The organism is Inquilinus limosus DSM 16000 (genome assembly GCF_000423185.1).
GTDB lineage: Bacteria > Pseudomonadota > Alphaproteobacteria > DSM-16000 > Inquilinaceae > Inquilinus > Inquilinus limosus.
In genome coordinates this window covers 93030-116128 of the sequence record NZ_AUHM01000029.1, presented here as the reverse complement: position 1 = coordinate 116128, position 23099 = coordinate 93030, and the positions used below count along the sequence as shown (strand labels likewise).

Sequence of the window (23099 nt, the reverse complement as noted above, 5' to 3'; positions counted from 1 at the left end):
GCGCCGCGGCGAAGGAGACGCGCCGCCACCGGGTGGCCCGCGCCGTCGCCTGCTCGGTCGCCGCCAACCGCGACCTCGATGCCGAGACCTGCGAGGCGCAGATCGCCGCGATGTGGAAGCGGCTGGTCGACGACCCGGCGATCGACGCCGACCTCTCCCTCTCCGAGCATGCGCTGGAGGCGATCGTCTTCCAGCTCTGCCGCGACCTGCGCATCCGCCCCGACCCGGCCTGGCTGGACCCGGAGTATTCCGGCGCCGACTGGTTCGGACGGCGGAAGAAGGCGGCCAAGGACGGCGACAAGCCCCCCGTGCCCTGGTGGCCCGAGGACGGACCGGATGCCGGCCGCTACTGGCATCTCGACGAGAGCGACAAGATCCCGGTCCAGGGCTGGTATGACATCGAGACCGGCAAACGGCTCGACCGCGCTCCCTGGCTGCCGAAACCGGGCAGCGGCTGAGCGCGGCCTGATGCCAGGACTGTCCTCGCCACGAAGCCCGATTGTTTTTGCCTCTCCTCCCCGGGCTTGACCCGGGGATCACGGGAGAGGTCGGAGGCGCTTGCGCCTCCGGGTGAGGGGGTTTTGTCGAGGCCGGGGCCCGCCCCTCACCCGGTCTCGCTGCGCGAGCCCGACCTCTCCTCCTCGGGCTTGACCCGGGGACAGGCGGGAGAGGCAACACAACGAGCCGGGTTCCGGCGGCGTCACCGGGTCGGGACGGGCACGTCCTTCGAGTAGTCGTAGAAGCCGCGCTTGGTCTTGCGGCCCAGCCAGCCGGCCTCGACGTATTTCACCAGCAGCGGGCAGGGCCGGTACTTGCTGTCGGCCAGGCCGTCATACAGCACGTTCATGATCGACAGGCAGGTGTCGAGGCCGATGAAGTCGGCCAGCTCCAGCGGGCCCATCGGGTGGTTGGCGCCGAGCTTCATCGAGGTGTCGATCGCCTCGACCGACCCCACCCCCTCGTAGAGGGTGTAGACCGCCTCGTTGATCATCGGCAGCAGGATGCGGTTGACGATGAAGGCCGGGAAATCCTCCGACACCGCCGGGGTCTTGCCCAGCTTCAGCGCCAGGTCGCGGATCGCCTCGTAGGTCGCGTCGTCGGTGGCGATGCCGCGGATGATCTCCACCAGCTTCATCACCGGCACGGGATTCATGAAATGCATGCCGATGAAGCGCTCGGGCCGGTCGGTCGTGGCCGCGAGGCGGGTGATCGAGATCGAGCTGGTGTTGGTCGCCACCATCGCCCGCTCGTTCAGATGCGGCACCAGCTGCTTGAAGATCTCGCGCTTGATCGGCTCGCTCTCGGTCGCCGCCTCGATCACCAGGTCGCAATCCTTGAAGGCCTGGTAGTCGGACGCGGTGTGGATGCGGGCCATGACCGGCGCCTTCTCCTCGGCCGCCAGCTTGCCCCGGCCGATCAGCCGGTCGATGTGACCCTCGATCGACTCGTGCGCCCGCTCCAGCGCCTTCGGATCGACGTCCATGAGCCGGATGGTGAAGCCGCTCTGCGCGCCGACCTGGGCAATGCCGCTGCCCATCTGCCCTGCGCCGATGACGCCGATCGTCTGGATCATGCCTGGGTTCCGCTCCGAACGTCCCTGTCCCGCCGGCCGCCCGCATTGGTGCGGTGCAGCAAAGAGGTCGAACGATAGTGATGTCCGACAGAGCTTGTCAACGCGACTGCCGCCCGCGCAAGCATCTTGCCCAAGCACTGGGCAGATCGGCTCAGCGATGCGCTCCCGGAATCCACAGCACATCCTTTCTGCCGTCGTCGTTCAGATGGCGGGCCAGGACGAAGAGGTGGTCGGACAGGCGGTTGGCGTATTTCAGCGCCTCCGGATTGACCGGCTCCGCCGCCGTCAGGGCCGAGATCAGCCGCTCCGCGCGCCGCACCACGGTGCGGGCGTGGTGCAGATGGGCCGAGGCGGCGCTGCCGCCCGGCAGCACGAAGCTGTTCAGCGGCGCAAGGGCGGCGTTCATGGCGTCGATCTCGCGCTCCAGCCGCTCCACCTGCGCCGCGGTGACCCGCAGCGGCGTGTGCTTGGGCTGCGGCTCCTCCGGCGTCGCCAGATCGGCGCCGAGGTCGAACAGGTCGTTCTGGATCCGGCCGAGCATGGCGTCGGCTTCACCCCCCAAGCCGGAAGGGGCGGCATGCAGCCGGGCCAGGCCGATCACGGCATTGGCCTCGTCCACCGTGCCGAAGGCCTCGACCCGCAGATCGTGCTTGGCCACCCGCCGGCCGCCGACCAGCGATGTCTGCCCGGCGTCGCCGCCGCGGGTGTAGATCCGGGTCAGCGTGACCATCCGCGTGCACCCGTCAGGCCGTCCACAGGGCCAGGATGAAGAACAGGATGGCCAGCGCCTGGAAGCCGATGCGGGCCTGCATCAGCTTGTTGCCCCATTTCCGGTTGAACGGCCCGTTCTGCGCCATGCCGAACACGCCGGTGGCGAGCGAGGCGACCACCCCGATCATGCAGATCACGGCGAGGATGAGGAAGACGATGCTCATGCACAGACTATAGGCCGCCCCGGGGGCGCCGGACAGGGCGATTGCACGGAACCGTCACACTCCCTGTGCGTCAGCCGGGCCGGCGGCGCGGGACCGGCACGTTCGAGGCACCCGGCGGCGGCCGGGTCGCGGGCGGGGCGGCGCCCTGGGCCGGCCGCGCGGCGGCGACCTCCGGCCGCGACCGCGGCGGCGGCACGGTGAAGGGCACCGGGGCGGCGGGTCCGGCATCCACCCGGGGCACCAGGGCCTCGACCGCCGGCGCAGTGATGATCGATTCCGGGGGCACGTTGATCAGCGATTCCGGCTGCTGCGGCGCGGGTGGCGCGGCGGCCACCTGCGGCGCCGGGGCAGCGGTCGAAGCCGATGGCGCGGCCGGCGCCGCTGCGGCGGCCGGCTGGGCGGATCCCGGGCGGGGCGCGGGGCGAGGCACCGTCGGCGGGGAGGCCAGCACCCGGAGGCTCGGATCGATCTCGACCACCGCCGGCGCGGCGGGCTGCGGGGCAGCAACTGCCGCTTCGGGAGCCGCCCCGCCCGAGCTCGGCCGCGCCCGCGGCACCGGCGCCTGGGTCGGCCCCGCGGCCGCCGGCTCCGGCGCGTCATCGGGGGCGCGGGGGCGGATCTGGGGCCTGGGCGCCTGGAACGGCGCCCGCGGCAGCGCGGCGACCTGGGTTTCCGCCGGCGCCCTGCCGGCATCGGCCTCGGGCGCCGCCCGGCGGGCCAGGGCCGCGGCCCCCGCCTCCTCCACGCCCTCATCCTCCGAGTTCTGGACCGGCTGCGACTGGGCCACCACCTTCGGCCGCACCACCGGCTCCGCCGGCGCCGGTTCGGCCGGCGCGGCCTGGGCGGCCTCGATCGAGCCGTTCAGCGCCCAGCGCTGGACGCCGATGCGGCATCCCACCGCCTGGCCTTCCTGGCCCTGGCGGCCGATGCGGAAGACGCGGCAGATGCGCGGTGAGGTCTGGGTCTTGAGCACGGTGACCGAAAGGCCAGAGGGCAGGCGCCTGGTCGCATTGGTCCGCTCGGTCTCGAGGATGCGCTGCAGCGCCCGCATGTCGTCGGCCGACAGGCTGGCCAGGTCCGGCGCCGCGGCGGCCGGCCAGGCCAGGGCGAGCAGCAGCAGCGCCGCCCCGCCCGTCGTCGCGATCCGACCGATCCCTGCCTGCCGCACCCGCCATCCTCCGTTCCTGGCCGCCGGCCTCGACGCCGGGGCCGCAATCGGGCCCCAAGGTAAGCGTTCCGGCGAGCAGTTGCACGCCCTCCTGCGCCCGCCCCGGACGGACGGCCGCGGGATCGCCGTTTTCCCGGCGGGGAACATGCTTTACACCGGGAGGCGATGAGCCTGCTCGACCGAATCCGCACCTGCACCGCCCATGATCCCACCCGGCTGCGCCCCTGGCGGATCGGCGACACCGTCGCCGGCTGGGTCGCCCCGCCGGTGGCCGGGCTGTTCGACCGGCGGCCCGGCCCGCTGCGGCCGGAGGGCCGCGGCTGGCGGCTCGACGACCGCCTGGCCGGTCCGGACGAGCGGACCCGGGCGCTGGAGGAGGTCACCGACCGGCTGATCGAGGCCGGGCTGGTGCGCAAGCGGCGCGACGAGCCCTATCCGGTGCTGGCCGAATGGGGCGCGCCGCTGCTGGCCACGGTCGACCGCGGGGCTGCGGTGGCGCTGGGCATCAAGTCCTTCGGCGTCCATCTCAACGGCATCGTCGAAACGGCGGACGGCCCGCTCCTGTGGATCGCCAGACGCGCGGCCGACCGGGCGCTGGCACCGGGCAAGCTCGACAACATCGTCGCCGGCGGCCAGCCGGCCGGGCTGAGCCTGGCCGAGAACGTGGTCAAGGAATGCGGCGAGGAAGCCGCGATCCCGCCGGAGCTGGCGCGGCAGGCCGTGCCGACGGGCGCCATCACCTATGTGATGGAGACGTCGGAGGGCCTGCGCCGGGACACGCTGTTCGTCTACGACCTGGCGCTGGCGCCCGACTTCGTGCCGCGCAACACCGACGGCGAGGTCGACGGCTTCCGGCTCTGGCCGCTGCCGGCGGTGCTGGAACGGGTGCGCGGCACCGAGGACTTCAAGTTCAACGTCGCCCTGGTGATCATCGATCTGGCGCTCCGGCGCGGCCTGATCGGGCCGGAGGAGCCGGACTATCTGGCGCTCTGCCGCGGCCTGCGCGGACCGACGGATCTGCCCGCCGGAAGCGGGCCCGACTAAGCGGAACAAAGCGCGCCGCATGGCGTTCAACAGCCAACGTCGCCCCCGGGAGATCCCATGCGAATCCTGCCGTTCGCCCTCGCCCTCGGACTGGCCCTTCCGGTCGCCGCCTGCGGCGGCAGCAGCCGCACGCCGCCGCCCGTCGGGGGAACGACCACGGGGCAGGAGCTGATCGACCTGGACAACGCCTATCGCCAGGGCGCGATCACCCAGGACGAGTACGAGGAGCAGCGGGAGAAGATCCTGGAGCGGTAAAGCCGACGGTCTGACCGGCCCGTATCCCCTCATTGTCATTGCCGGGCTTGACCCGGCAATCCAGAAGATGTCGACACCGACTGGATGCCCGGGTCAAGCCCGGGCATGACAGGTGAGTGACTATTCCACTCCGCCGGCAGCGCCCAATGGACAGCCTCACAGCCGTCCGCGATACACCACGAAGCCCGAGCGGTCGGCGACCTGATCGTAGAGCCCCATCGCCGTCTGGTTGGTCTCGTGCGTCTGCCAGTAGACGCGGGTGACGCCGGCGGCCCGGGCCTGGTCGTAGACGCCGCGGATCAGGGCCTTGCCGATCCCCCGGCTGCGCGCCGCCGGGCTGGTGAACAGGTCCTGCAGATAGCAGGTCGGCCCCAGCATGGTCGTGCTGCGGTGGAACAGGTAATGCGCCAGGCCCAGCAGCCGGCCTTCGGCCTCCGCCACCAGCGCGTGCACCGGCTCATAGGCGTCGAAGAAGCGGGCCCAGGTGGCCCGGGTGATCTCGGCCGGCAGCGCGGTCTCGCCGGCGCGGCCGTAGAACTCGTTGTAGCCGTCCCACAGCGGCAGCCACTGCTCGAAATCGGTCGGGCGGGCGAAGCGGACGATCGGTGCGGCGGACATCTCGGCTCCGGACTCGGTGGATCTCCGGCCGATGCTAGTCCGGAAACCCGGCCAGCGCCCGCACCTCGGCGGCGGACCTGCCCTGCGCCCGATAGGCGCGGATCGAAGCCGCGTCGCTGCGCTTGGCCAGGCGCTTGCCCGCGGCGTCGGTCAGGAGGGCGTGGTGGCGCCAGACCGGCACGCGGTAGCCCAGCAGCGCCTGCAGCAGGCGATGCACATGCGTGGCCTCGAACAGGTCGCGGCCGCGGGTGACCACGGTGACGTCCTGGATCTCGTCGTCCACCGTCACCGCGAGGTGATAGCTGGTCGGCGCGTCCTTGCGCGCCAGCACCACGTCGCCCAGCCGCTCCGGCCGCGCCGCCTGCTCGCCGGCGAGCTCGTCGGTCCAGGTCAGCGGCCCGGTGCGCCGGATGGCCCCCGCCATGTCGAGCCGCAGGGCATAGGACCTTCCTTCGGCCAGGCGGTCGGCGCGCTGCTGCGGCGACAGGCGGCGGCAGGTGCCGGGGTAGAGCGGCACGCCGTCCGGCGTGTCGGCCGGGCCGTGCGGCGCGCTCTGCATCGCCGCGATCTCGGCCTGGATCTCGCGCCGGGTGCAGAAGCAGGGATAGATCAGCCCCTGCCCTTCCAGCACCGCCAGCGCCGCGCGGTAGTCGCCCCAATGCTCCGACTGGCGCCGCACCGGCCCGTCCCAGTCGAGGCCGAGCCAGGCCAGGTCCTCCAGGATCGCCGCCTCGAACTCCGGCCGGCAGCGGCCCTGGTCGATGTCCTCGATCCGCAACAGGAAGCGCCCGCCCGCCTCGCGCGCCCGGCGCCAGCCGGCCAGCGCCGAATGGGCGTGGCCGAGATGCAGGAAGCCGGTCGGGCTGGGGGCGAAGCGGGTCACGACGGTCATGATGGAAGAGCACTAGGAACCCCGGCCGCGATTGACAAGGGACGGCAGGGCCGGGAGAGATGGCGCATGGACACGATCCGCCCTCTCTTCGGCCCCCGCCTCGCCCCGGCCAGTGGCCGCGCCCCCAAGGCCCTGATCGTCCTGCTGCACGGCGTCGGCGCCGACGGGCAGGACCTGATCGGCCTGGCGCCCTATTGGGCGCAGCAGCTGCCCGAGGCCGAGTTCCTGGCGCCGGACGGGCCCGAGCCCTGCGACATGGCTCCCTTCGGCCGGCAGTGGTTCAGCCTGCAGGACCGCACGGCCGCGGTGATGGAAGCCGGGCTGCAGGTCACGGTGCCGATCCTGAACGGCTTCCTCGACCAGGCGCTGGCCGAGCGCGGCCTGACCGATGCCGACCTGGCGCTGGTCGGCTTCAGCCAGGGCACCATGACCTCGCTCTACACCGCGCTGCGGCGGCCGCGACCCTGTGCCGCGGTGGTCGGCTATTCCGGCGCGCTGCTGGGCGCCCCGACCCTGGCCCGCGACATCCGCTCGCGCCCGCCGGTGCTGCTGGTGCATGGCGAGGAGGACCCGGTGGTGCCCTTCGCCGCCATGGCCGCCGCGGCCCAGGCGCTGCAGGGCGCCGGGGTGGCGGTCGAGACCCTGGCCCGTCCCGGCCTCGGCCACGGCATCGACCCGGAGGGCCTCGCCGCCGGCCTGGCGGTGCTGCGCCGGCATCTGCCCCAGGCGATCGGGGCCGCGGCGTAGCGAGGCCCGAGGAGCGAGGCGGGACGGCGTGACGAGATCGTGACATTTCCTGTGCTTTGGGCGCAGGATATTGCGTCAAGCGGGTTTCTGCGTATATCCATGGCGCATCCGCGGCCCCGCGGGAACACGAGGTGATGGCGAAGGAGTGGGATGGTGTCTCCCCCACCCGACAACTGCCCGGCTCTCGTCCTCAACGCCGACTTCCGTCCGTTGAGCTACTTCCCGCTGTCCCTGTGGCCCTGGTACGAGGCGATCAAGGCGGTCTTCCTCGACCGGGTGAACATCATCGCCGAATACGACCGGGTGGTGCGCAGCCCGTCCTTCGAGATGCGGCTGCCCAGCGTGATCTCGCTGAAGGAGTACATCCCCTCGGCGCGGCGCCCGGCCTTCACCCGGTTCAACGTGTTCCTGCGCGACCGCTTCAGCTGCCAGTACTGCGGCGGGCGCTTCCCGTCGCAGGAGCTGACCTTCGACCACGTCATCCCGCGCGCCCGCGGCGGGCGCACCAGCTGGACCAACGTGGTCGCGGCCTGCTCGGTCTGCAACCTGCGCAAGGGGCACCAGATGCCCGACCACTGCGGCATGCATCCTTTGACGCCGCCGCAGCAGCCGACGACGTATGAGCTTCAGGAGAATGGGCGGGCTTTCCCGCCCAATTTCCTTCATCAGAGCTGGCGCGACTTCCTGTACTGGGACACCGAGCTGGAGCACTGAGCCCGGCTCGGGCGGCCTTCCCTACTGTCCCCAGGGCATCACCGGAACCGCCGAGACGCTGTTCATCGGCGAGCCATCAATCAGCTTGGTCGAGTAGGACAGGTAGACCAGCGTGTTGCGCGGACGGTCGTACATCCGCACCACCTGTGTCTCCTTGAACAGAATCGAGGTCGAGCTGTCGAACACCTCCTTCTGCCGGTCGATGCGCTCCGGCAGGGTGATCGGGCCGACCTGGCGGCAGGCGAGCGCGAAGCGCGACGGGTCCTCGGCCAGGCCGAGCCAGCCGGAGACGCCGCCGGTGCGGGCCTGGCTGAGATAGCAGGCGACACCCGGAATGTCCGGGTCGGTGAAGGCCTCGACGCAGACCTTGTGGTCCGGGCCGATCAGCTTGAAGGCGGTGTTGACGCAGCCGACATCCTCGGCCCAGGCGCCGGAAGCGGTCAGCAGCGCCGCCCCGGCGATGAGAAGCGCGGAAAGCCGCATCGCCGTCAGACCCGCTCCGACAGCCAGATCGCGGTGCGCGTCGCCGCCTTCACCGCGCCGGACAGCAGCCGGTATGCCGGCGCCTGCTCGGCCTCGTGCTCGAGCCCGATGTCTCGATGCTCCAGCTCCTCCGCCCGGAAGCGCTCGATCACCGCCTTCAGCTCCGGCTCGTCCTCGCCCAGCGCCTCGGCCTGGCGGGCGTAGTGGTCGTCGATCACCTCCTCGACCGCCACGGTGCAGGCCATCGCCGCGCGGTCGCCCAGGAGCGCAGTGGCCGCGCCCATGGCGAAGGCGCCGACATGCCAGAGCGGGTGCAGCAGGGTCGGGCGCACGCCGCGCTCCGTCACCAGCCGGTCGAAGGTCTCGAGATGCTCGCGCTCCTGCTCCGCCATATGCTCGATCACCGGCCCCTTGGGCCCGCGGCCGAGCACGGCGAGCTGGCCTTCATAGATGCGCTTGGCGCCGTATTCGCCGGCATGGTCGACCCGGATCATGCGGGCGATCCGCTCGCGGCGGGGAAGATCGCCCGGCAGGGCGCGGCGGCGGGAGACGGTCATGCGGCCCTCGAACGGATCGCGGCGGCCAACAGGACGAGCCCGGCAACCACCGACAGGATGGCGTTATATCCCGCCATGGAGATCCCGAACAGGACGAAGCCCGGCACGTCGCAGCGCACCACCGGCGCGTTCAGCAGCTGGTCGCGGAGGGCCGAGGCGTCGCCGCTGCCGTAGGAGATGGCGGCAGTGCAGGCGGTGAAGCCCGGAAACCAGCCGTACTCGACCCCGGCATGATACGCCGCGAGCAGGCCGCCGAGCAGGATCACCAGCCCGGCGAGCAGCACCAGGACGCGCCGCGCCGGGCGAATCGCCGCGGCCAGCCCCCCGAGCACGATCACCGCCGCCCAGGGCCAGCGCTGGTAGAGGCAGAGCTCGCAGGGCTGCAGCCCGCCGAGATACTGCGAGGCGAGGACGGCGCCCAGCACGACGACGCCGAGGGCGGCGGTGAGCCAGGAGAGGAGATCGAGGCGGCGCAACATGGCGCGGATCATGCCGCGCGGCCGATACGCCGCCTAGCGCCCAAATGTCGCGATCAGCCGCCCAGCAGCCGGGCCTGGAAGGCGGCGTCGAGATTGCTGCCGGTGATCACCGTCGCCACCCGGCGTCCGGCGAAGCGGTCGCGGTTCGTCATCACGGCGGCCAGGCCGGCGGCGCCGGAGGGCTCCGCCAGCACGCCGGCGCTGCGCAGCAGCAGCCGCGCCGCGGCGAGGATGGCGTCGTCGTCGACCAGCAGGATCTCGTCGACGCAGGCGCGCAGCTGCGCCACGGCCGAGGGCACCGGCCGGCTGATCGCCATGCCGTCGGCGATGGTGTCCGTACCCGGTGTGTCGATCGCCCGGCCGGCGGCGAAGGACTGGGCCATCGCCGGCGCGCCGCGGGCGACCACGCCGACGATCCGCACCCCCGGCGCCTGGGCCTTGAACCAGGAGCCGATGCCGGTCGCCAGCGCGCCATCACCGATCTGGAGCACGACGTCGTCGACCTCATGGCCGGCGGCCGTCAGCTCCTGCCCGATGACCCCGGCGCCGGCGGAGATCACCGGATGGCCGCCATCCTCGACGAACAGCGCCCTGGTCTCCGCGGCGATCCGACGGGCCAGATCCTTGCCGGCGCCGTCCTCCGGCTCGGCCAGCCGCACCGTGGCGCCGAGCCGGCGCATCGCCTCGAGCTTCAGCGGGTTGGCCCAGGCCGGCGCGACGATGGTGACGGCGACACCGCGCCGGGCGGCCGCCCGCGCCAGCCCCTGGCCGAAATTGCCGCTCGAGGTCGCGATCACCGCCTGCGGACGCGGTTCCAGCGCCGCCATCACCGCCTCGGTGCCGCGTCCCTTGAAGGAGCGGATCGGGTTCAGCGTCTCGACCTTCAGCGTGCAGGCGCAGCCCAGCGCCTCGTCCAGCGCGCCGTGCCGCATCGCCGGCGAATCGAGGAAGGCCGGGTCGATCGCGGCCCGGGCGGCGAGAATCTGCTGCGGCGTGATCGCCGGGGTCGAAGGAAGGCCGGCCTGCGCGTCCATGGTGGGTCTCCCGGTTGAGCTGCCGGGACTCTAGCCGGCGCCGCCCCGGCTGTTGTTGAAATCTCATGCACCGTCGCGCAAAATTCTTGCATGAACACCAAGCCCTCCCCCGTCCTGGACCGCCTCGACCACAAGCTGCTGGCCCTGCTGCAGGCCGACAGCGGCCGGACGCTGGAGGAGCTGGGCGACGCGGTCGGCCTGTCGCCCAGCGCCGTGCAGCGCCGCATCGCCCGCTACCGGGCCGACGGCCTGCTGCAGCGGCAGATCGCGGTGCTCGACCCCGGCCGCCTCGACGGCGTGGTGCTGGCCGCGGTGTTCGTGACGCTGGAGCAGGAATCGGTCGCCCTGCACCGCGCCTTCAAGGACCGGATGCGGGCGGCACCGGAGGTGCAGCAATGCTATGACCTGGCCGGCAGCCGGGACTATCTCGTGATCCTCGCCGTCACCGGCATGCGGGCCTGCCGCGAGGCCGTCGACCGGCTGTTCATGACCGACCCGAACATCAAGCGATTCGACACCCATTTCGTGTTCGATGCGGTGAAGACGGGTCTGGCCCTGCCGACCGCTGGCGCCGGAGGGTGAGCGCCCGCGCAATTTCGTTGACGAGGGTCCGCCGCCCCCTATGATGCGGCCCCGCGCGGGCGTGGCGGAATTGGCAGACGCGCTGGACTCAAAATCCAGTTCTGGTGACAGAGTGTCGGTTCGACCCCGACCGCCCGCACCACCTTCCCGATCTCACGAGTCCTTCGCGAGCATCAGGTACCAGAACAAGGCCACCTCGTTCCGCAGCCCCGGAATGGTGGCGTAGTGGTATTCGTCATATCCGCCCAGGACGAAGCCGTACCGTTTGTAGAAGCGGCAAGCGGGCACGTTGTTGGACTGCGTCTCCAGCCGCACGCCCGGCAGGCCCTGCTCCCTGGCCCACCGCACCGACCGATCCATCAGCCGTAGCCCGATGCCCGCTCCGCGGAACGCACGGTCGACCGCGAAATCGTCAATCGAGGCGTAGTTGTTCCAGCTTCTGGACACCAGGATGTAGCCGCGAAGGCGGCCGGCGTCCTTCGCCACGGCAAGCATCCGGTCGGGGCCGATGTCCGAAAACTCCTCCGGGTCGAATTCATACGCCTTCCGGTACGGCTCGACCGGTCTGGCATGCTCGACCGGATCCCGGTACGGGGCCACGAGCTCGCTGTCGATCTCGAACGAGAAATCGCAATGCGCGATATCGGCCTTCGCAAGCCGTTCTGCCGTCTCGATCATCATGTCATAGGCCCGTTCGCCGAGGTGATGTCGGTTTCTAGCGCCCGAACCGACCGAGTTCAGCCCTGCTCCGGCGCCAGCTCCCGCAGCGCCATGCGCTTGTAGGCCTCGACCAGCGCGTCGCCCTCGTCGCGGCCGACCGAGATGGCGAGCCGCATCGTCGCCTCGCCCAGCTGCATCACCAGGAAGGCGCGGGTGAAGAGATCGGCCGGGTCGGCCTTCGGGTCGATCCGGGCCAGCGCCTCGGCCAACACCCGGCCGTTGATCCGGCTGTCCTCCAGATCGATCTCGCGCAGCCCCTTGTCGGCCTGCAGGCCGGACCAGATGTCGCGCATCACCGGTTCCGCCAGGAACAGCCCGTAATAGGTGTCGATCAGCCGGCCGAAGGCCCGGCGCAGCCCGGCGGCGTCGCGCACCTCCCTCAGCCCCTCTTCGATGCAGGCCCGGCCCTCGGCGTTATAGCGCTCGGCCAGGGTGCGGATGATCGCCGCCTTGTCCGGGAAGTACTGGTACAGCGAGCCGATCGAGATCCCGGCCTTCGCCGCCACCTCACCCATGCGCAGCGCGTCGCTGCCGCGTTCGGCGATCAGCTCGCTCGCCACCGCCAGGATCCGTTCCACCCGCTCGCGGCTGCGGCGCTGGCTCGGCGCGCGGCGCAGCGGGCCTGCCGGTTCGGCAGTGGTGACTGGGATGGCAGCGGCCACGGGCGACTCCTCGATTCGGCTTGACGTGATAAATATGAGAGATTATCACATTTGCAAAAGTGACAAACTCTCATATTGAGAGAAGAGCATGGTCCCGCTCCCACATTCGGCGCAGCGCCGACCCTGCCAGTGTCCTCGAGATCCTGACGATGGAGAGCTGAGATGGGCGAACGCCTGGTGTCGGTCTTGGTCCTGCTGTCGGCGTTGGGGTCCGGCCTGGTCGCCGGCATCTTCTTCGCCTTCTCGACCTTCGTGATGGCCGCTCTCGCCCGCCTGCCGGCGGCGCAGGGGGCGGCCGCCATGCAGTCGATCAACATCGTGGTGATCAACCCGATCTTCCTCGGCGTCTTCCTCGGCACGGCGGTCCTCTGCCTGGTCGTGGCCGCCGGCGCGCTGGTCGGCTGGGCCGGCCCGCAACCGGCCCTGGTGCTGGCCGGCGCCGCGCTCTACGTCGTCGGAACGGTGGCGGTGACGATGATGTTCAACGTGCCGCTGAACGACGCGCTTGCCCCGCTCGACCCGAACAGCACCGAGGCGGCCGCGGTCTGGACCCGCTATGTCGGCCGCTGGACCGCCTGGAACCATGTGCGCACCGCAGCCGCCCTGCTGGCGGCGGCCTGCTTCACCCTCGCCTGGCGCTGGCCCGTCACCACGGCTTGACGGTCGCCACATCAAACCAGCATCGAATACTAACCTCCGATTGAGAATACGCCCCTATGTTATAAACAAATATCAACATAGCACATTCTACTACATCAAAAAGCAAAATACAGCTGCGTCATCCGCAAAATACATATTTAGACAACTTTTCCGCTCCATTGGAACGGCCCGTCGCCATAACCCATTCACTGGTGAACGGCAGCAGGAGCCCAAGATGAGGATCGCGCAGATTGCGCCGCTTTGCGAGGCGGTGCCGCCGCGCCTGTACGGCGGTGCGGAACGCATCGTCGCAATCCTTTGCGATACTCTGACGGACCTCGGACACGACGTCACCCTCTTCGCCAGCGCGGATTCACGAAGCCGGGCGAGGCTGGTCTCCGTCCGCGATCAGGCGACCCGGCTCGATCCCAATCCTCTCAAATGCGAGCTGGCCGCGCATCTGGCGATGCTGCATGAGGTCCGGCAGCGGGCTGACGAATTCGATATCTTTCACTTCCACATCGATCTGCTTCATTTTCCTCTGTTCGAGGACATTGCCGGGCGCACAGTGACGACGCTTCACGGCAGGCTCGATTCCGAGGACTTGCCCGGTCCGTATCGGCGATGGCCCGACTACCCGCTGGTTTCGATTTCGGATGCCCAGCGAGCCCCGCTCCCCTTCGCCAATTGGTGCGCGACGGTGCATCACGGCCTTCCCGAATCGCTCCTGCGACCCCCGATGGCCGGCGGTGACGGATATCTCGCCTTTCTGGGCCGGATCTCCCCTGAAAAGCGGCCCGACCGAGCCATCGAGATCGCCTGCAGGGCCGGGCAGCGATTGAAGATCGCCGCCAAGATCGACAACAAGGACCGGCACTATTTTCGGGAGACGATCGAGCCCATGCTGGCCGATCCCAGAGTCGAGCTGGTGGGCGAAATCGGTGACGAGGACAAGGCGGAGTTTCTCGGCAACGCCGCCGCCCTGCTGTTTCCCATCGACTGGCCCGAACCCTTCGGCCTAGTCATGATCGAGGCGATGGCGTGCGGCACGCCGGTGATCGCCTGGCCCTGCGGATCCGTGCCGGAGGTCATCGATGATGGAACCACCGGCTTCATTGTCCGGAGCGTGGAGGAGGCGGTGGCGGCGATCCCCCGTCTTCCGACCCTCGATCACCGCGTGATCCGCCAGGTGTTCGAACGACGCTTTTCAGCCCTGGCGATGACCAGGTCCTATCTCGGGATCTATGAGAACGCGCTCGACGGTTCCCCGATGCCCAGCCTGGATATGGCCGCGGAGTGAACCCGAAGCGGGAAACCTCTTCTGAGCCTCAGGCTGGAACTCGCAACCGTCCGGAGCGGTTCGCCAGGAGGGTGACAGCCCGCGATCAGATGGCTCGAACGCGATGGAGGCGCGAAATGCAGAAGCCGTTGCAGCTCTCCTTCAAGAACATCGAAGGGTCGGACGCGATGAGGGCGATCGTGGAAGACCGCGTCAGCCATCTCGACCGCCTCTACCCCAACCTGATCGGCTGCCGCGTGGTGATCGAGGCTCCCCATCGCCCCGCCCGGGGCGGCGCGAGGCCGCCGCTCGGGATCTCGGTCGAGGTCGAGATCCCCGGCAAGCCCAAGATCGTGGTCAAGGACATGGAGGAGCGGCGCAACCAGCGCGATCACGCCGCCGTCGTCAACCGCAGCTTCGACGTGGTCGAGCGGAAGCTGGACGACGCCGCCAGCGTCGTCCAGGGCGAGGTGAAGACACATGAGGGGGCGGGCGAGACCGGCACGATCACCCGCCTGTTCCCCGAGCAGAACTACGGCTTCGTCGAGGCCAAGGACGCCGGCAGCCTGTATTTCACGCGCAACGCCGTGGTCGATGGCCGCTTCGATGAGTTGGCGGTCGGCATGATGGTGCATCTGACCCCGGCCACCGGCGAAGGCCCGATGGGGCCGCAGGCCAGCTCGATCCGGCTGCTGGGGGCGGACCGCACCGGCGAGTGAGGCTGCTGCCTAGGCCTTCAGCCCGCCGACGATCAGCGCGGCCAGGGCGGCGGCCGCCTGGACCTCGTCCACCCGGCCGCGCAGCATGTCGCGCGAGATCGCCTCCGCCGCGCCGATGATGCCGACGCAGCGCAGATGCAGCTCGTCGGGAGGCAGAGTCGAATACGGCGTCAGCGCGTCCCGGTAGAAGGCGACGTAGCGGTCGAGCAGCCGCTGGTGGAATGCTTCCATCTGCCCGTCGCCGCTCAGCGCCGCGGTGATGGCGTGCGCCTCCGACCCGACCGTGAGGTAGCAGGCCATGTAGGCGTCGCTCATCACCCGGGCGACGTCCTCGAGCCGCCGCGGCGTGCGCTCGAGGGCCTGCAGCAGCGCCGCGACCTGGCGGTCGTCGATGCGTTCGTAGAGGGCGATCAGCAGCCCCGAGCGGGTGCCGAAATGCTCATAGGCGATCGGCTTGCTGACGCCGGCGCGCTCGGCGAGATGGCCAAGGGTGAGGGCATCGGTCCCCTCCTCGCGCACGATCGCGAGCGCGGTGTCGAGCAACTGGTCGCGCCGCTCCGCCTTCGGCAGCTTCCTCGCGGGGGCTGGGCTCATCTCCTGATCCGCACTCCTCGGCCGAACCGTTGCCGGCCGCGAAATTACCATTGGTAATCTCCTATTTGTAAACTCCGCAGCCGGCGGCAAGCAGGCTGCCGGTCCGCGCCGGATCTCACCCGCCAAACGGGAGATCCGGCACAAAAAATGGTGCCGTCTTGCCAAAGCGATACAGTCGGCCGGCAGCCCGCCGGACCGCGTTGCAAATCACCATGCATACGGTTATAGGCTGAAGCGTTCTTGCGCGGGGGGATGGGGGCGGTTCCGGGCCGATTCTCCCTAAGCTTTCATGTGGCTGTCCGTCGTTTTCAACAGCGCTGGTGATTCATGTATCGCACTTTTGACGACAACCTCGTCGACCTGAACGGCAAGGTTCTTTTCGTGACGGGCGGCACCGGCTCCTTCGGGCGCAAATTCGTCTCCACCATCCTGCAGCGCTATCGCCCGCGGAAGCTGATCATCTTCTCGCGCGACGAGCTGAAGCAGTTCGACATGCAGAATGCCGTGCGCGCCGCCTATCCGGCCGAGGTGCACGGCTGCATGCGCTTCTTCATCGGCGACGTGCGCGACCGCGAACGGCTGGCGCTGGCCACCCGCGGCGTCGACTACATCATCCACGCAGCGGCGCTGAAGCAGGTTCCGGCGGCGGAGCACAACCCGTCGGAATGCATCCACACCAACATCATGGGCGCCGAGAACGTGGTCTGGGCGGCGCTGCAGAACCGGGTGAAGAAAGTCATCGCCCTCTCGACCGACAAGGCCTGCAATCCGGTCAACCTGTACGGCGCCACCAAGCTGGCTTCGGACAAGACCTTCGTCGCCGCCAACAACCTGTCGGGCGACATCGGCACCCGCTTCGCCGTGGTCCGCTACGGCAATGTCGTCGGCTCGCGCGGCAGCGTCGTTCCGTTCTTCCGCCAGCTGCTGGAACAGAAGGCGGAGTACCTGCCGATCACCGACGACCGCATGACCCGGTTCTGGATCACGCTGCAGCAGGGCGTGAACTTCGTGCTGTCGAATTTCGAGATCATGCGCGGCGGCGAGATCTTCGTGCCGAAGATCCCGAGCATGAAGATCACCGAGCTGGCGCGCGCCCTGGCGCCGAACCTGCCGCACCGCACAGTCGGCATCCGCCCGGGCGAGAAGCTGCACGAGGCGATGATCGCTGTCGATGACGCGCATGCGACGGTGGAGCTGCCGGACCGCTACGTGATCGAGCCGCAATTCGGCGAGTACACCCGCACCTCCTTCGCCGAGGACGGCAGCGGCAAGCCGGTGGCCGACCGCTTCAGCTACTGCAGCGACAACAACACCGAGTGGCTGGACGACCGCGAGCTTCTGGAGATCCTGGAGCGGCACGCGAACTGACGGCCGCTCCGCCCATCTTTTGCCCTGTCCAGGCCCGCGCGGTTCGGAGGCGATGACCGTGACCTTCCTGCCCTATGGCCGCCAATACATCGACCAGGACGACATCGACGCCGTCGCCCGGGCGCTGCAGGCCGACTACCTGACCACCGGCCCGACGGTCGGCGAGTTCGAGCGCGCCTTCTGCGCCGCCACCGGCGCGCCCTTCGCCGCCGCCTGCTCGAACGGCACCGCAGCGCTGCATCTGGCGGCGCTGGCGCTGGGGCTCGGCCCCGGCGATGTCTGTGTGGTCCCGGCGGTGACCTTCCTGGCCACCGCCAACTGCGCCCGCTTCGTCGGCGCCGACGTTGTCTTCGCCGATGTCGATCCGGAGACCGGGCTGATGCGGCCCGAGGATCTGGAGGCGGCGATCGCCCGGATCCCGCAGATCCATCCGGAGGGCCGGTTCCGCGCCGTGCTGCCGGTGCATCTGGCCGGCCAGACCGTGGCGCTGGCGCCGATCGCCGGGATCGCCCGCCGCCACGGCGCCTTCGTGATCGAGGACGCCTGCCACGCGCTGGGCACGGAGTACGAGACGGCGGAGGGCCGGGTCCAGGTCGGCACCTGCACCCATTCCGACCTCGCCTGCTTCTCCTTCCACCCGGTCAAGACCATCGCGCTGGGCGAGGGCGGCATGGTCACCACGGCCGATCCGGAGCTGCATCGGAAGCTGGCCCGGCAGCGCTCGCACGGCATGACCCGGGACCCGGACGCCTTCGTCAACACCGAGCTGGCGGTCGACCCTGCCCAGGCCGGGGTGAACCCCTGGTACTACGAGATGCAGGAGATCGGCTTCAACTACCGGCTGACCGACATCCAGGCGGCGCTCGGCATCAGCCAGCTGCGCAAGCTGGACTGGTTCAAGGCCCGGCGCCGGGCGCTGGCGGCACGCTACGACGACGCGCTGGCGCCCCTGGCCCCGGCGGTGCGGCCGATCGCCAAGGCGCCCGGCTGCGACCCGGTGCTGCATCTCTACGAGGTGCTGATCGATTTCGCCGCGATCGGCCGGACCCGCGGCCAGGTGGTGCGCACCCTGCACGCCAGGGGGATCGGCACCCAGGTGCACTACATCCCGGTGAACCGGCAGCCCTATTACGAGGATCTCTACGGCCGCCGGCCCCTGCCCGGCGCCAAGGCCTTCTACGCCCGCTGCCTGTCGCTGCCGCTGTTCCCCGGCATGCAGGACGGCGACGTCGACCGGGTGGTGCAGGCGCTGCGCGACGTGATCGGGTAACGCTCACCGCCGTAGGTTGGGTTCGCCGCACGCGAACCCAACATCCCGCAGCCCGAGCCATTGTTGGGTTCGCCGACGGCGAACCCAACCTACACCCTCACAAGAAACCGTGCAGCCACAGCGCGGCGACGAACAGCAGGACGCCGAGGCCGAGCCGCCACAGCGCCAGCTCGCCGAGCTTGAGCTCGCCGCGGCCGGCCAGCACGGCGGCGAAGGGCAGGCGCGAGGTGCGGCGGGCGAAGTCGTCCCAGGCGGGGCCCAGCCGCGCTGCCCGCTTGCGGTCGATCGAGGCCATGCCATTCAACGCGGTGACCAGGACGGCGCCGAACAGCAGCACCCCGGCCCAATGGCCGTTGACCGCCAGATGCGCCGCCGCCCAGAGCGCGAAGGCCCAGAGCATCGGATGGCGGGTGATCCGGGTGATGCCCTGGACCGGCAGCGCGCTGCCCATCCGCTCCGCCCCCACCTGGGTCGGGTTGGAGGGGCCGAGGCTGTAGGCCAGCAGCACGAAGCCGAGGAGCACCAGCACCGCCGCGATCCAGAAGGGCGCCGGGGCCCATAGCGGCTGATAGGGCGCGTCGCGATAGGCCAGGATCAGCCAGACGAGGCCGACGGCGCTGAGCACCGAGAACAGGCCGCGATACCCCATCTCCCCCAGCCGCCCCACCAGGGCCGGGCGGAGCGGGCCGGCGACGCCGAGGTGCAGCACCACCCAGAACAGTGCGGCGAGGGCGAGAGAGAGCATCGTTGCGGCCTTTACAGCAGGACCGATCCGGTCGATGTTGACAGAAGCAACATATGGATGGATGTGGACCGTGTCAACATCGGAGCAGGCGGGACCGGAGCAGCCCTATCACCATGGCGACCTGCGCCGGGCGCTGGTGGCGGCGGCGCGCGAAATCCTGGAAGAGACCGGGCCGGAGGCGCTGAGCCTGCGCGACGTCGCCCGCCGGGTCGGCGTCTCGCACAACGCGCCTTACCGGCACTTTCCGACCAGGCAGGCGCTGCTGGCCGCGGTGGCGGTGGAGGGATTCGCCGCGTTGTCCGCCTGCATGCAGTCCATCCCGGCCTCGGCCGTGCCGGGGCTGGCCGCCGGGTTCCGCGCCTATCTCGGCTTCGCCCGCGAGCAGCCAGGGCTGTTCCGGCTGATGTTCGAGGGAACGCTGGAGAAATCGGCCGACCCGGCGCTGTGGGCGGCGTCGGAGCAGGCTTATGACGGGCTGCGCCGCGCCGTGCACCGCCTGGCGCCGGCGGCGGATCGGGCCGCGGTGGTGGCCGCCTGGGCCCAGCTGCACGGCCTGGCGCTGCTGGTCATCTCCGGCCAGCTGGCCGAGGAGCTGGTGCGCGATGGCGGGCTGGACGTGCTGGCCGGCCGCGCCGCCGCGATCCTGGAGGCCGGCCTGCGCGGCGCCGGCAGCCCTGAAACGGCCGGATCAGAAATAGAACAGAAATTCTGAATTGCCTTCTGATTAAAAATCCTGTTCAATTCTGGTGATCGACCGACACCGGCGCCGGGCGGCGGGCATCCGTCCCTCCCCGGCCCGACGAATCGGCGACGAAACCGAGGGAGGACCAGGAATGCTTCGGACATTGCTGTGCGGTGCGGCCATTGTGGCCGCCATGGCGCTGGGCCTGGCGGCGGCGCCCCAGCCGGCGCAGGCGGCCAATGAGCGCTTCGTGCTGATCAGCCACGCGCCCGATTCCGACAGCTGGTGGAACACGATCAAGACCGCGATCCGCGACGCGGGTCAGCAGGTCGGCGCCACCGTGGACTACCAAAACCCGTCGACCGGCGACCTCGCCGACATGGCCCGCATCCTGCAGCAGGCCACCGCGTCGAAGCCCGCCGGCATCATCATCACCATCGCCGATTTCGATGTGCTGAAGGGCCCGATCACCGATGCGGTGAAGCGCGGCATTCCGGTCATCACCATCAACTCCGGCACGGCGGAGCAGAGCAAGCAGCTCGGCGCGCTGATGCATATCGGCCAGCCGGAATACGACGCCGGCAAGGGCGCCGGCGAGAAGGCCAAGGCCGCGGGCGTCACCAAGTTCCTGTGTGTCAACCACTACATCACCAACCCGGCCTCGGTGGAGCGCTGCCAGGGCTTCGCCGACGCGCTCGGCGTTCCGCTGGGCAACCAGATGATCGATTCCGGCATGGACCCGGGCGAGGTGCAGACCAAGGTCTCGGCCTATCTGCGCGCCAACCCGGACACCAACGGCATCCTGACCCTCGGCCCCAACTCGGCCGAGCCGACCATCGCCGTGCTGCAGGCCAATAAGCAGGCCGGCAAGGTGTTCTTCGCCACCTTCGACCTGAGCCCGGCGATCGCCGCCGGCGTCAAGGACGGCACGGTGACCTTCGCCATCGACCAGCAGCCCTATCTGCAGGGCTACCTGCCGGTGGTGCTGCTGGCGAACTACGTCCGCTACGGCGTGATCCCCAGCAACAACATCAACTCCGGCCCCGGCTTCATCACCAAGGACAACATCGCCCAGGTCGAGAAGCTGGCCGGGGAGTACCGGTAGGACTGAGCAAGCCTCTCTCCGAGAGGCGGGGCCGCCGCTTTGAGCGCTGCCTCTCCCGCTTGCGGGAGAGGTCGGAGACGCGAAGCGGCTCCGGGTGAGGGCCCTTTGTCGAGGCCGGTGCCAGCCCTCATCCGGTCGTCCTGCGGACGCCCGACCTCTCCCGCCACGCGGGAGAGGCAATCCAAAAATCGGCACCCCAGACCCGCCTCCCCTCTTCCCGCCCACAAGCCCGGAAGACGCCATGACCACCCTCCAGACAGACACCAGGATGCCGCAGGGCCGGGCCCCCGCCCCGCGTCCGGCGGGCGACGAGCGGCTGCGCTCCGTCTCCCTCGCCTCACGCCTGCTCTCCCGCCCCGAGCTCGGCGCCATGGCCGGCACCGTGCTGGTCTTCGTCTTCTTCGCCATCGCCGCCGGCGGTTCCGGCATGTTCAGCGCCGACGGCGTCTCGAACTGGCTGGTGGTCTCGGCCCAGCTGGGCATCCTCGCGGTGGGCGCCAGCCTCCTGATGATCGCCGGCGAGTTCGACCTGTCGATCGGCTCGATGATCGGCTTCGCCGGGATGATGATCGCGATCCCGACCGTGTTCTTCGGCTGGCCGGTCTGGCTGTCGCTGGCCTTCGCCTTCGCCGGCGCCCTCGCCATCGGCGCGTTGAACGGCTGGCTGGTGGTGCGCACCGGCCTGCCCAGCTTCATCGTCAGCCTGGCCTTCCTGTTCATCCTGCGCGGCATGACCATCGCGCTGTCGATCCTGTTCACCAACCGCACCATCGTCGGCGGGCTGAAGGACCCGGCGGCATCCGACTGGCTGGCGCCGCTGTTCTACGGCACCGTCCTGGACGGGCTCTATCGCTGGGCCGGCAGCCTGGGGTGGATCGCGACCTTCCCGGACGGCACCCCGGTGGTGCCCGGCCTGCCCGTCCTGGTGGTGTGGTGGGTGGCGCTGACCGCGATCGGCGCCTGGATCCTGCTGCGCACCCGCTTCGGCAACTGGATCTTCGCCGTCGGCGGCGACAACACGGCGGCCCGCAACATGGGCGTGCCGGTCGGCCGGGTGAAGGTGCTGCTGTTCATGGGCACCGCCTTCTGCTCCACCGTCTTCGCCGCCTGCCAGGTGATGGAGTTCGGCTCCGCCGCCGCCGACCGCGGCCTGCTGAAGGAGTTCGAGGCCATCATCGCCGCGGTGATCGGCGGCACGCTGCTGACCGGCGGCTACGGCTCGGTGATCGGCGCCGCCTTCGGCGCGCTGATCTTCGGCGTGGTGCAGATGGGCATCTTCTACTCCGGCGTGAACACCGACTGGTTTAAGGTCTTCCTCGGGGTGATGCTGCTCTTGGCCGTGATGGTGAACAACTACATCCGCCGCAAGGTGACGGGAGGCCGGTCGTGAACGCTGCATCCATCCCCCTCGTCGAGCTGCAGGGCGTCTCCAAGTATTTCGGCTCGGTGGTGGCGCTGAAGGACATCACCATCTCGGTCCGCGCCGGCGAGGTGCTGGCCCTGCTCGGCGACAACGGCGCCGGCAAGTCGACCCTGATCAAGACCCTGGCCGGCGTGCACCAGCCGAGCGAAGGGCAGATGCTGGTCGAGGGCCGCGAGGTGCGCTTCACCTCGCCGCGCCACGCGCTCGACCACGGCATCGCCACGGTCTACCAGGACCTGGCGATGGTGCCGCTGATGAGCATCACCCGGAACTTCTTCATGGGCCGCGAGCCGACGGTGGGCTGGGGCCCGACCCGGCGCATCGACATGGACAAGGCGAACGCGGTGGCGCGCGCGGCGATGCGCGAGATCGGCATCGATGTGCGCGACCCCGGCCAGGCGGTCGGCACCCTGTCGGGCGGCGAGCGGCAATGCGTCGCCATCGCCCGGGCCGTGCATTTCGGCGCCAAGGTGCTGATCCTGGACGAGCCGACCTCGGCCCTCGGCGTCAAGCAGGCCTCGGTGGTGCTGCGCTACATCGTGCAGGCACGGGCGCGCGGGCTGGGGGTGATCTTCATCACCCATAACGTGCACCACGCCTATCCGGTGGCCGACACCTTCACCTTGCTGAACCGCGGCCGCTGCCTGGGCACCTTCGCCAAGAGCGAGATCAGCCGCGAGCAGGTGCTGGAGATGATGGCCGGCGGCCAGGAGCTGGCCAGCCTGACCGCCGAGCTGGCCGAGTTCGAACGCAGCGACGCGGCGGCGTAGACCCATCTACTACCCCCTCCCCTCGCGGGAGGGGGTTAGGGG

29 protein-coding genes and 1 tRNA gene are annotated in these 23099 nt (G+C 69.9%); 16 read left to right on the top strand and 14 right to left on the bottom strand.

Annotated features, from left to right (window positions below; translation table 11 throughout):
* Positions 1 to 458: hypothetical protein (locus G537_RS44320; RefSeq protein ID WP_026872019.1), on the top strand; the 458-nt coding region annotated here is incomplete at its 5' end.
* A gap of 242 nt (positions 459 to 700) precedes the next feature.
* On the opposite strand, the gene G537_RS0122375 is transcribed toward G537_RS44320, so the two are convergent.
* From G537_RS0122375 to G537_RS0122360, 4 genes are all read right to left on the bottom strand, one after another.
* On the bottom strand, positions 701 to 1573 hold the full coding sequence (locus tag G537_RS0122375) for a 3-hydroxybutyryl-CoA dehydrogenase (protein WP_026872018.1): 873 nt from the start codon (positions 1571 to 1573) through the stop codon (positions 701 to 703).
* 151 nt (positions 1574 to 1724) lie between these two features.
* Positions 1725 to 2303: a cob(I)yrinic acid a,c-diamide adenosyltransferase gene (locus G537_RS0122370; RefSeq protein ID WP_026872017.1), complete on the bottom strand. Its 579-nt coding sequence runs from the start codon at positions 2301 to 2303 to the stop codon at positions 1725 to 1727.
* A gap of 13 nt (positions 2304 to 2316) precedes the next feature.
* Positions 2317 to 2508, bottom strand: coding sequence for a twin transmembrane helix small protein (locus tag G537_RS0122365; protein WP_026872016.1), 192 nt, complete (start codon positions 2506 to 2508; stop codon positions 2317 to 2319).
* Between the two features lie 70 nt (positions 2509 to 2578).
* Entirely contained in the window at positions 2579 to 3676 is a 1098-nt protein-coding gene (locus tag G537_RS0122360; RefSeq protein WP_026872015.1) for a hypothetical protein, read from the bottom strand.
* Positions 3677 to 3841: 165 nt separating this feature from the next.
* Between G537_RS0122360 and G537_RS39305 the strand changes: the two genes are divergently transcribed.
* Positions 3842 to 4720 carry a DUF4743 domain-containing protein gene (locus G537_RS39305; protein WP_051248869.1) on the top strand — a complete coding sequence of 293 codons (879 nt, stop codon included), beginning with the start codon at positions 3842 to 3844 and terminating at the stop codon, positions 4718 to 4720.
* Positions 4721 to 4777: 57 nt separating this feature from the next.
* Positions 4778 to 4975 (top strand): SHOCT domain-containing protein, encoded by a 198-nt coding sequence (locus G537_RS0122350; RefSeq protein WP_026872014.1) that lies wholly within the window; start codon positions 4778 to 4780, stop codon positions 4973 to 4975.
* Positions 4976 to 5131: 156 nt separating this feature from the next.
* Here the strand turns inward: G537_RS0122350 and G537_RS0122345 are convergent, their stop codons facing one another.
* Positions 5132 to 5593, bottom strand: coding sequence for a GNAT family N-acetyltransferase (locus G537_RS0122345; RefSeq protein WP_026872013.1), 462 nt, complete (start codon positions 5591 to 5593; stop codon positions 5132 to 5134).
* A 34-nt stretch (positions 5594 to 5627) separates the two neighbouring features.
* Positions 5628 to 6485, bottom strand: a complete 858-nt coding sequence (gluQRS, locus tag G537_RS0122340; protein ID WP_034852627.1) for a tRNA glutamyl-Q(34) synthetase GluQRS — start codon at positions 6483 to 6485, stop codon at positions 5628 to 5630.
* A 66-nt stretch (positions 6486 to 6551) separates the two neighbouring features.
* Between gluQRS and G537_RS0122335 the strand changes: the two genes are divergently transcribed.
* Together G537_RS0122335 and G537_RS0122330 are read left to right on the top strand one after the other, a co-directional pair.
* Positions 6552 to 7232, top strand: coding sequence for an alpha/beta hydrolase (locus tag G537_RS0122335; protein WP_026872011.1), 681 nt, complete (start codon positions 6552 to 6554; stop codon positions 7230 to 7232).
* Between the two features lie 150 nt (positions 7233 to 7382).
* Entirely contained in the window at positions 7383 to 7946 is a 564-nt protein-coding gene (locus tag G537_RS0122330; protein ID WP_026872010.1) for an HNH endonuclease, read from the top strand.
* Between the two features lie 21 nt (positions 7947 to 7967).
* Here G537_RS0122330 and G537_RS0122325 read toward each other — a convergent pair whose 3' ends face one another.
* The 4 genes from G537_RS0122325 to G537_RS0122310 are packed head-to-tail and all read right to left on the bottom strand — an operon-like array spanning position 7968 to position 10499.
* Positions 7968 to 8429, bottom strand: coding sequence for a CreA family protein (locus G537_RS0122325; protein ID WP_026872009.1), 462 nt, complete (start codon positions 8427 to 8429; stop codon positions 7968 to 7970).
* A gap of 5 nt (positions 8430 to 8434) precedes the next feature.
* The gene (locus G537_RS0122320; RefSeq protein WP_026872008.1) at positions 8435 to 8986 is read right to left on the bottom strand and encodes a demethoxyubiquinone hydroxylase family protein; all 552 of its coding nucleotides are present in this window, start codon (positions 8984 to 8986) and stop codon (positions 8435 to 8437) included.
* A complete protein-coding gene (locus G537_RS0122315) occupies positions 8983 to 9465 on the bottom strand; it encodes a disulfide bond formation protein B (protein ID WP_064742192.1) in 483 nt (160 codons plus the stop codon). Before G537_RS0122315 ends, G537_RS0122320 begins: the two co-directional genes overlap by 4 nt.
* A gap of 53 nt (positions 9466 to 9518) precedes the next feature.
* Entirely contained in the window at positions 9519 to 10499 is a 981-nt protein-coding gene (locus G537_RS0122310) for a threonine ammonia-lyase (RefSeq protein ID WP_051248867.1), read from the bottom strand.
* 90 nt (positions 10500 to 10589) lie between these two features.
* On the opposite strand from G537_RS0122310, the gene G537_RS0122305 reads away from it, so the two are divergent.
* Positions 10590 to 11081: an Lrp/AsnC family transcriptional regulator gene (locus G537_RS0122305; protein WP_026872005.1), complete on the top strand. Its 492-nt coding sequence runs from the start codon at positions 10590 to 10592 to the stop codon at positions 11079 to 11081.
* 55 nt (positions 11082 to 11136) lie between these two features.
* Positions 11137 to 11223 (top strand) — tRNA-Leu (locus G537_RS0122300).
* Positions 11224 to 11234: 11 nt separating this feature from the next.
* On the opposite strand, the gene G537_RS0122295 is transcribed toward G537_RS0122300, so the two are convergent.
* The gene (locus tag G537_RS0122295) at positions 11235 to 11762 is read right to left on the bottom strand and encodes a GNAT family N-acetyltransferase (RefSeq protein WP_026872004.1); all 528 of its coding nucleotides are present in this window, start codon (positions 11760 to 11762) and stop codon (positions 11235 to 11237) included.
* A 56-nt stretch (positions 11763 to 11818) separates the two neighbouring features.
* Positions 11819 to 12463, bottom strand: a complete 645-nt coding sequence (locus tag G537_RS0122290; protein WP_162146137.1) for a TetR/AcrR family transcriptional regulator — start codon at positions 12461 to 12463, stop codon at positions 11819 to 11821.
* A 162-nt stretch (positions 12464 to 12625) separates the two neighbouring features.
* Between G537_RS0122290 and G537_RS0122285 the strand changes: the two genes are divergently transcribed.
* The 3 genes from G537_RS0122285 (at position 12626) to G537_RS0122275 (ending at position 15100) form a co-directional block, all read left to right on the top strand.
* Positions 12626 to 13123 carry an anthrone oxygenase family protein gene (locus G537_RS0122285; protein ID WP_026872002.1) on the top strand — a complete coding sequence of 166 codons (498 nt, stop codon included), beginning with the start codon at positions 12626 to 12628 and terminating at the stop codon, positions 13121 to 13123.
* A 214-nt stretch (positions 13124 to 13337) separates the two neighbouring features.
* On the top strand, positions 13338 to 14402 hold the full coding sequence (locus tag G537_RS0122280; RefSeq protein ID WP_026872001.1) for a glycosyltransferase family 4 protein: 1065 nt from the start codon (positions 13338 to 13340) through the stop codon (positions 14400 to 14402).
* A gap of 116 nt (positions 14403 to 14518) precedes the next feature.
* Positions 14519 to 15100 carry an HPF/RaiA family ribosome-associated protein gene (locus G537_RS0122275; protein ID WP_026872000.1) on the top strand — a complete coding sequence of 194 codons (582 nt, stop codon included), beginning with the start codon at positions 14519 to 14521 and terminating at the stop codon, positions 15098 to 15100.
* Positions 15101 to 15109: 9 nt separating this feature from the next.
* On the opposite strand, the gene G537_RS0122270 is transcribed toward G537_RS0122275, so the two are convergent.
* Positions 15110 to 15694, bottom strand: a complete 585-nt coding sequence (locus G537_RS0122270) for a TetR/AcrR family transcriptional regulator (protein ID WP_026871999.1) — start codon at positions 15692 to 15694, stop codon at positions 15110 to 15112.
* A gap of 327 nt (positions 15695 to 16021) precedes the next feature.
* Here G537_RS0122270 and pseB point away from each other — a divergent pair, with 327 nt between their 5' ends.
* Together pseB and pseC are read left to right on the top strand one after the other, a co-directional pair.
* Positions 16022 to 17062: a UDP-N-acetylglucosamine 4,6-dehydratase (inverting) gene (gene pseB, locus G537_RS0122265; protein WP_026871998.1), complete on the top strand. Its 1041-nt coding sequence runs from the start codon at positions 16022 to 16024 to the stop codon at positions 17060 to 17062.
* A 52-nt stretch (positions 17063 to 17114) separates the two neighbouring features.
* Entirely contained in the window at positions 17115 to 18332 is a 1218-nt protein-coding gene (pseC, locus tag G537_RS0122260) for a UDP-4-amino-4,6-dideoxy-N-acetyl-beta-L-altrosamine transaminase (protein WP_026871997.1), read from the top strand.
* 97 nt (positions 18333 to 18429) lie between these two features.
* Here pseC and G537_RS0122255 read toward each other — a convergent pair whose 3' ends face one another.
* Positions 18430 to 19077 carry an NnrU family protein gene (locus G537_RS0122255; protein ID WP_026871996.1) on the bottom strand — a complete coding sequence of 216 codons (648 nt, stop codon included), beginning with the start codon at positions 19075 to 19077 and terminating at the stop codon, positions 18430 to 18432.
* A gap of 70 nt (positions 19078 to 19147) precedes the next feature.
* Here G537_RS0122255 and G537_RS0122250 point away from each other — a divergent pair, with 70 nt between their 5' ends.
* From G537_RS0122250 to G537_RS0122235, 4 genes are all read left to right on the top strand, one after another.
* Complete coding sequence (locus G537_RS0122250) at positions 19148 to 19789, top strand: TetR/AcrR family transcriptional regulator (RefSeq protein ID WP_026871995.1); 642 nt, start codon at positions 19148 to 19150, stop codon at positions 19787 to 19789.
* Positions 19790 to 19910: 121 nt separating this feature from the next.
* Entirely contained in the window at positions 19911 to 20864 is a 954-nt protein-coding gene (locus G537_RS0122245) for a sugar ABC transporter substrate-binding protein (protein WP_026871994.1), read from the top strand.
* 241 nt (positions 20865 to 21105) lie between these two features.
* Positions 21106 to 22254: an ABC transporter permease gene (locus tag G537_RS0122240; RefSeq protein ID WP_026871993.1), complete on the top strand. Its 1149-nt coding sequence runs from the start codon at positions 21106 to 21108 to the stop codon at positions 22252 to 22254.
* Complete coding sequence (locus G537_RS0122235) at positions 22251 to 23057, top strand: ATP-binding cassette domain-containing protein (protein WP_026871992.1); 807 nt, start codon at positions 22251 to 22253, stop codon at positions 23055 to 23057. The genes G537_RS0122240 and G537_RS0122235 overlap by 4 nt, the downstream gene beginning before the upstream one ends.
* Positions 23058 to 23099 lie beyond the last annotated feature (42 nt).

Excerpts from the sequence above, each read along its gene's own strand:
- G537_RS0122375 (WP_026872018.1), bottom strand. The coding sequence starts at position 1,573 with ATGATCCAGACGATCGGCGTCATCGGCGCAGGGCAGATGGGCAGCGGC.
- G537_RS0122370 (WP_026872017.1), bottom strand. The coding sequence starts at position 2,303 with ATGGTCACGCTGACCCGGATCTACACCCGCGGCGGCGACGCCGGGCAG.
- G537_RS0122365 (WP_026872016.1), bottom strand. The coding sequence starts at position 2,508 with ATGAGCATCGTCTTCCTCATCCTCGCCGTGATCTGCATGATCGGGGTG.
- G537_RS39305 (WP_051248869.1), top strand. The coding sequence starts at position 3,842 with ATGAGCCTGCTCGACCGAATCCGCACCTGCACCGCCCATGATCCCACC.
- G537_RS0122350 (WP_026872014.1), top strand. The coding sequence starts at position 4,778 with ATGCGAATCCTGCCGTTCGCCCTCGCCCTCGGACTGGCCCTTCCGGTC.
- G537_RS0122345 (WP_026872013.1), bottom strand. The coding sequence starts at position 5,593 with ATGTCCGCCGCACCGATCGTCCGCTTCGCCCGCCCGACCGATTTCGAG.
- gluQRS (WP_034852627.1), bottom strand. The coding sequence starts at position 6,485 with ATGACCGTCGTGACCCGCTTCGCCCCCAGCCCGACCGGCTTCCTGCAT.
- G537_RS0122335 (WP_026872011.1), top strand. The coding sequence starts at position 6,552 with ATGGACACGATCCGCCCTCTCTTCGGCCCCCGCCTCGCCCCGGCCAGT.
- G537_RS0122330 (WP_026872010.1), top strand. The coding sequence starts at position 7,383 with ATGGTGTCTCCCCCACCCGACAACTGCCCGGCTCTCGTCCTCAACGCC.
- G537_RS0122325 (WP_026872009.1), bottom strand. The coding sequence starts at position 8,429 with ATGCGGCTTTCCGCGCTTCTCATCGCCGGGGCGGCGCTGCTGACCGCT.
- G537_RS0122320 (WP_026872008.1), bottom strand. The coding sequence starts at position 8,986 with ATGACCGTCTCCCGCCGCCGCGCCCTGCCGGGCGATCTTCCCCGCCGC.
- G537_RS0122315 (WP_064742192.1), bottom strand. The coding sequence starts at position 9,465 with ATGTTGCGCCGCCTCGATCTCCTCTCCTGGCTCACCGCCGCCCTCGGC.
- G537_RS0122310 (WP_051248867.1), bottom strand. The coding sequence starts at position 10,499 with ATGGACGCGCAGGCCGGCCTTCCTTCGACCCCGGCGATCACGCCGCAG.
- G537_RS0122305 (WP_026872005.1), top strand. The coding sequence starts at position 10,590 with ATGAACACCAAGCCCTCCCCCGTCCTGGACCGCCTCGACCACAAGCTG.
- G537_RS0122295 (WP_026872004.1), bottom strand. The coding sequence starts at position 11,762 with ATGATGATCGAGACGGCAGAACGGCTTGCGAAGGCCGATATCGCGCAT.
- G537_RS0122285 (WP_026872002.1), top strand. The coding sequence starts at position 12,626 with ATGGGCGAACGCCTGGTGTCGGTCTTGGTCCTGCTGTCGGCGTTGGGG.
- G537_RS0122280 (WP_026872001.1), top strand. The coding sequence starts at position 13,338 with ATGAGGATCGCGCAGATTGCGCCGCTTTGCGAGGCGGTGCCGCCGCGC.
- G537_RS0122275 (WP_026872000.1), top strand. The coding sequence starts at position 14,519 with ATGCAGAAGCCGTTGCAGCTCTCCTTCAAGAACATCGAAGGGTCGGAC.
- G537_RS0122270 (WP_026871999.1), bottom strand. The coding sequence starts at position 15,694 with ATGAGCCCAGCCCCCGCGAGGAAGCTGCCGAAGGCGGAGCGGCGCGAC.
- pseB (WP_026871998.1), top strand. The coding sequence starts at position 16,022 with ATGTATCGCACTTTTGACGACAACCTCGTCGACCTGAACGGCAAGGTT.
- pseC (WP_026871997.1), top strand. The coding sequence starts at position 17,115 with ATGACCGTGACCTTCCTGCCCTATGGCCGCCAATACATCGACCAGGAC.
- G537_RS0122255 (WP_026871996.1), bottom strand. The coding sequence starts at position 19,077 with ATGCTCTCTCTCGCCCTCGCCGCACTGTTCTGGGTGGTGCTGCACCTC.
- G537_RS0122245 (WP_026871994.1), top strand. The coding sequence starts at position 19,911 with ATGCTTCGGACATTGCTGTGCGGTGCGGCCATTGTGGCCGCCATGGCG.
- G537_RS0122240 (WP_026871993.1), top strand. The coding sequence starts at position 21,106 with ATGACCACCCTCCAGACAGACACCAGGATGCCGCAGGGCCGGGCCCCC.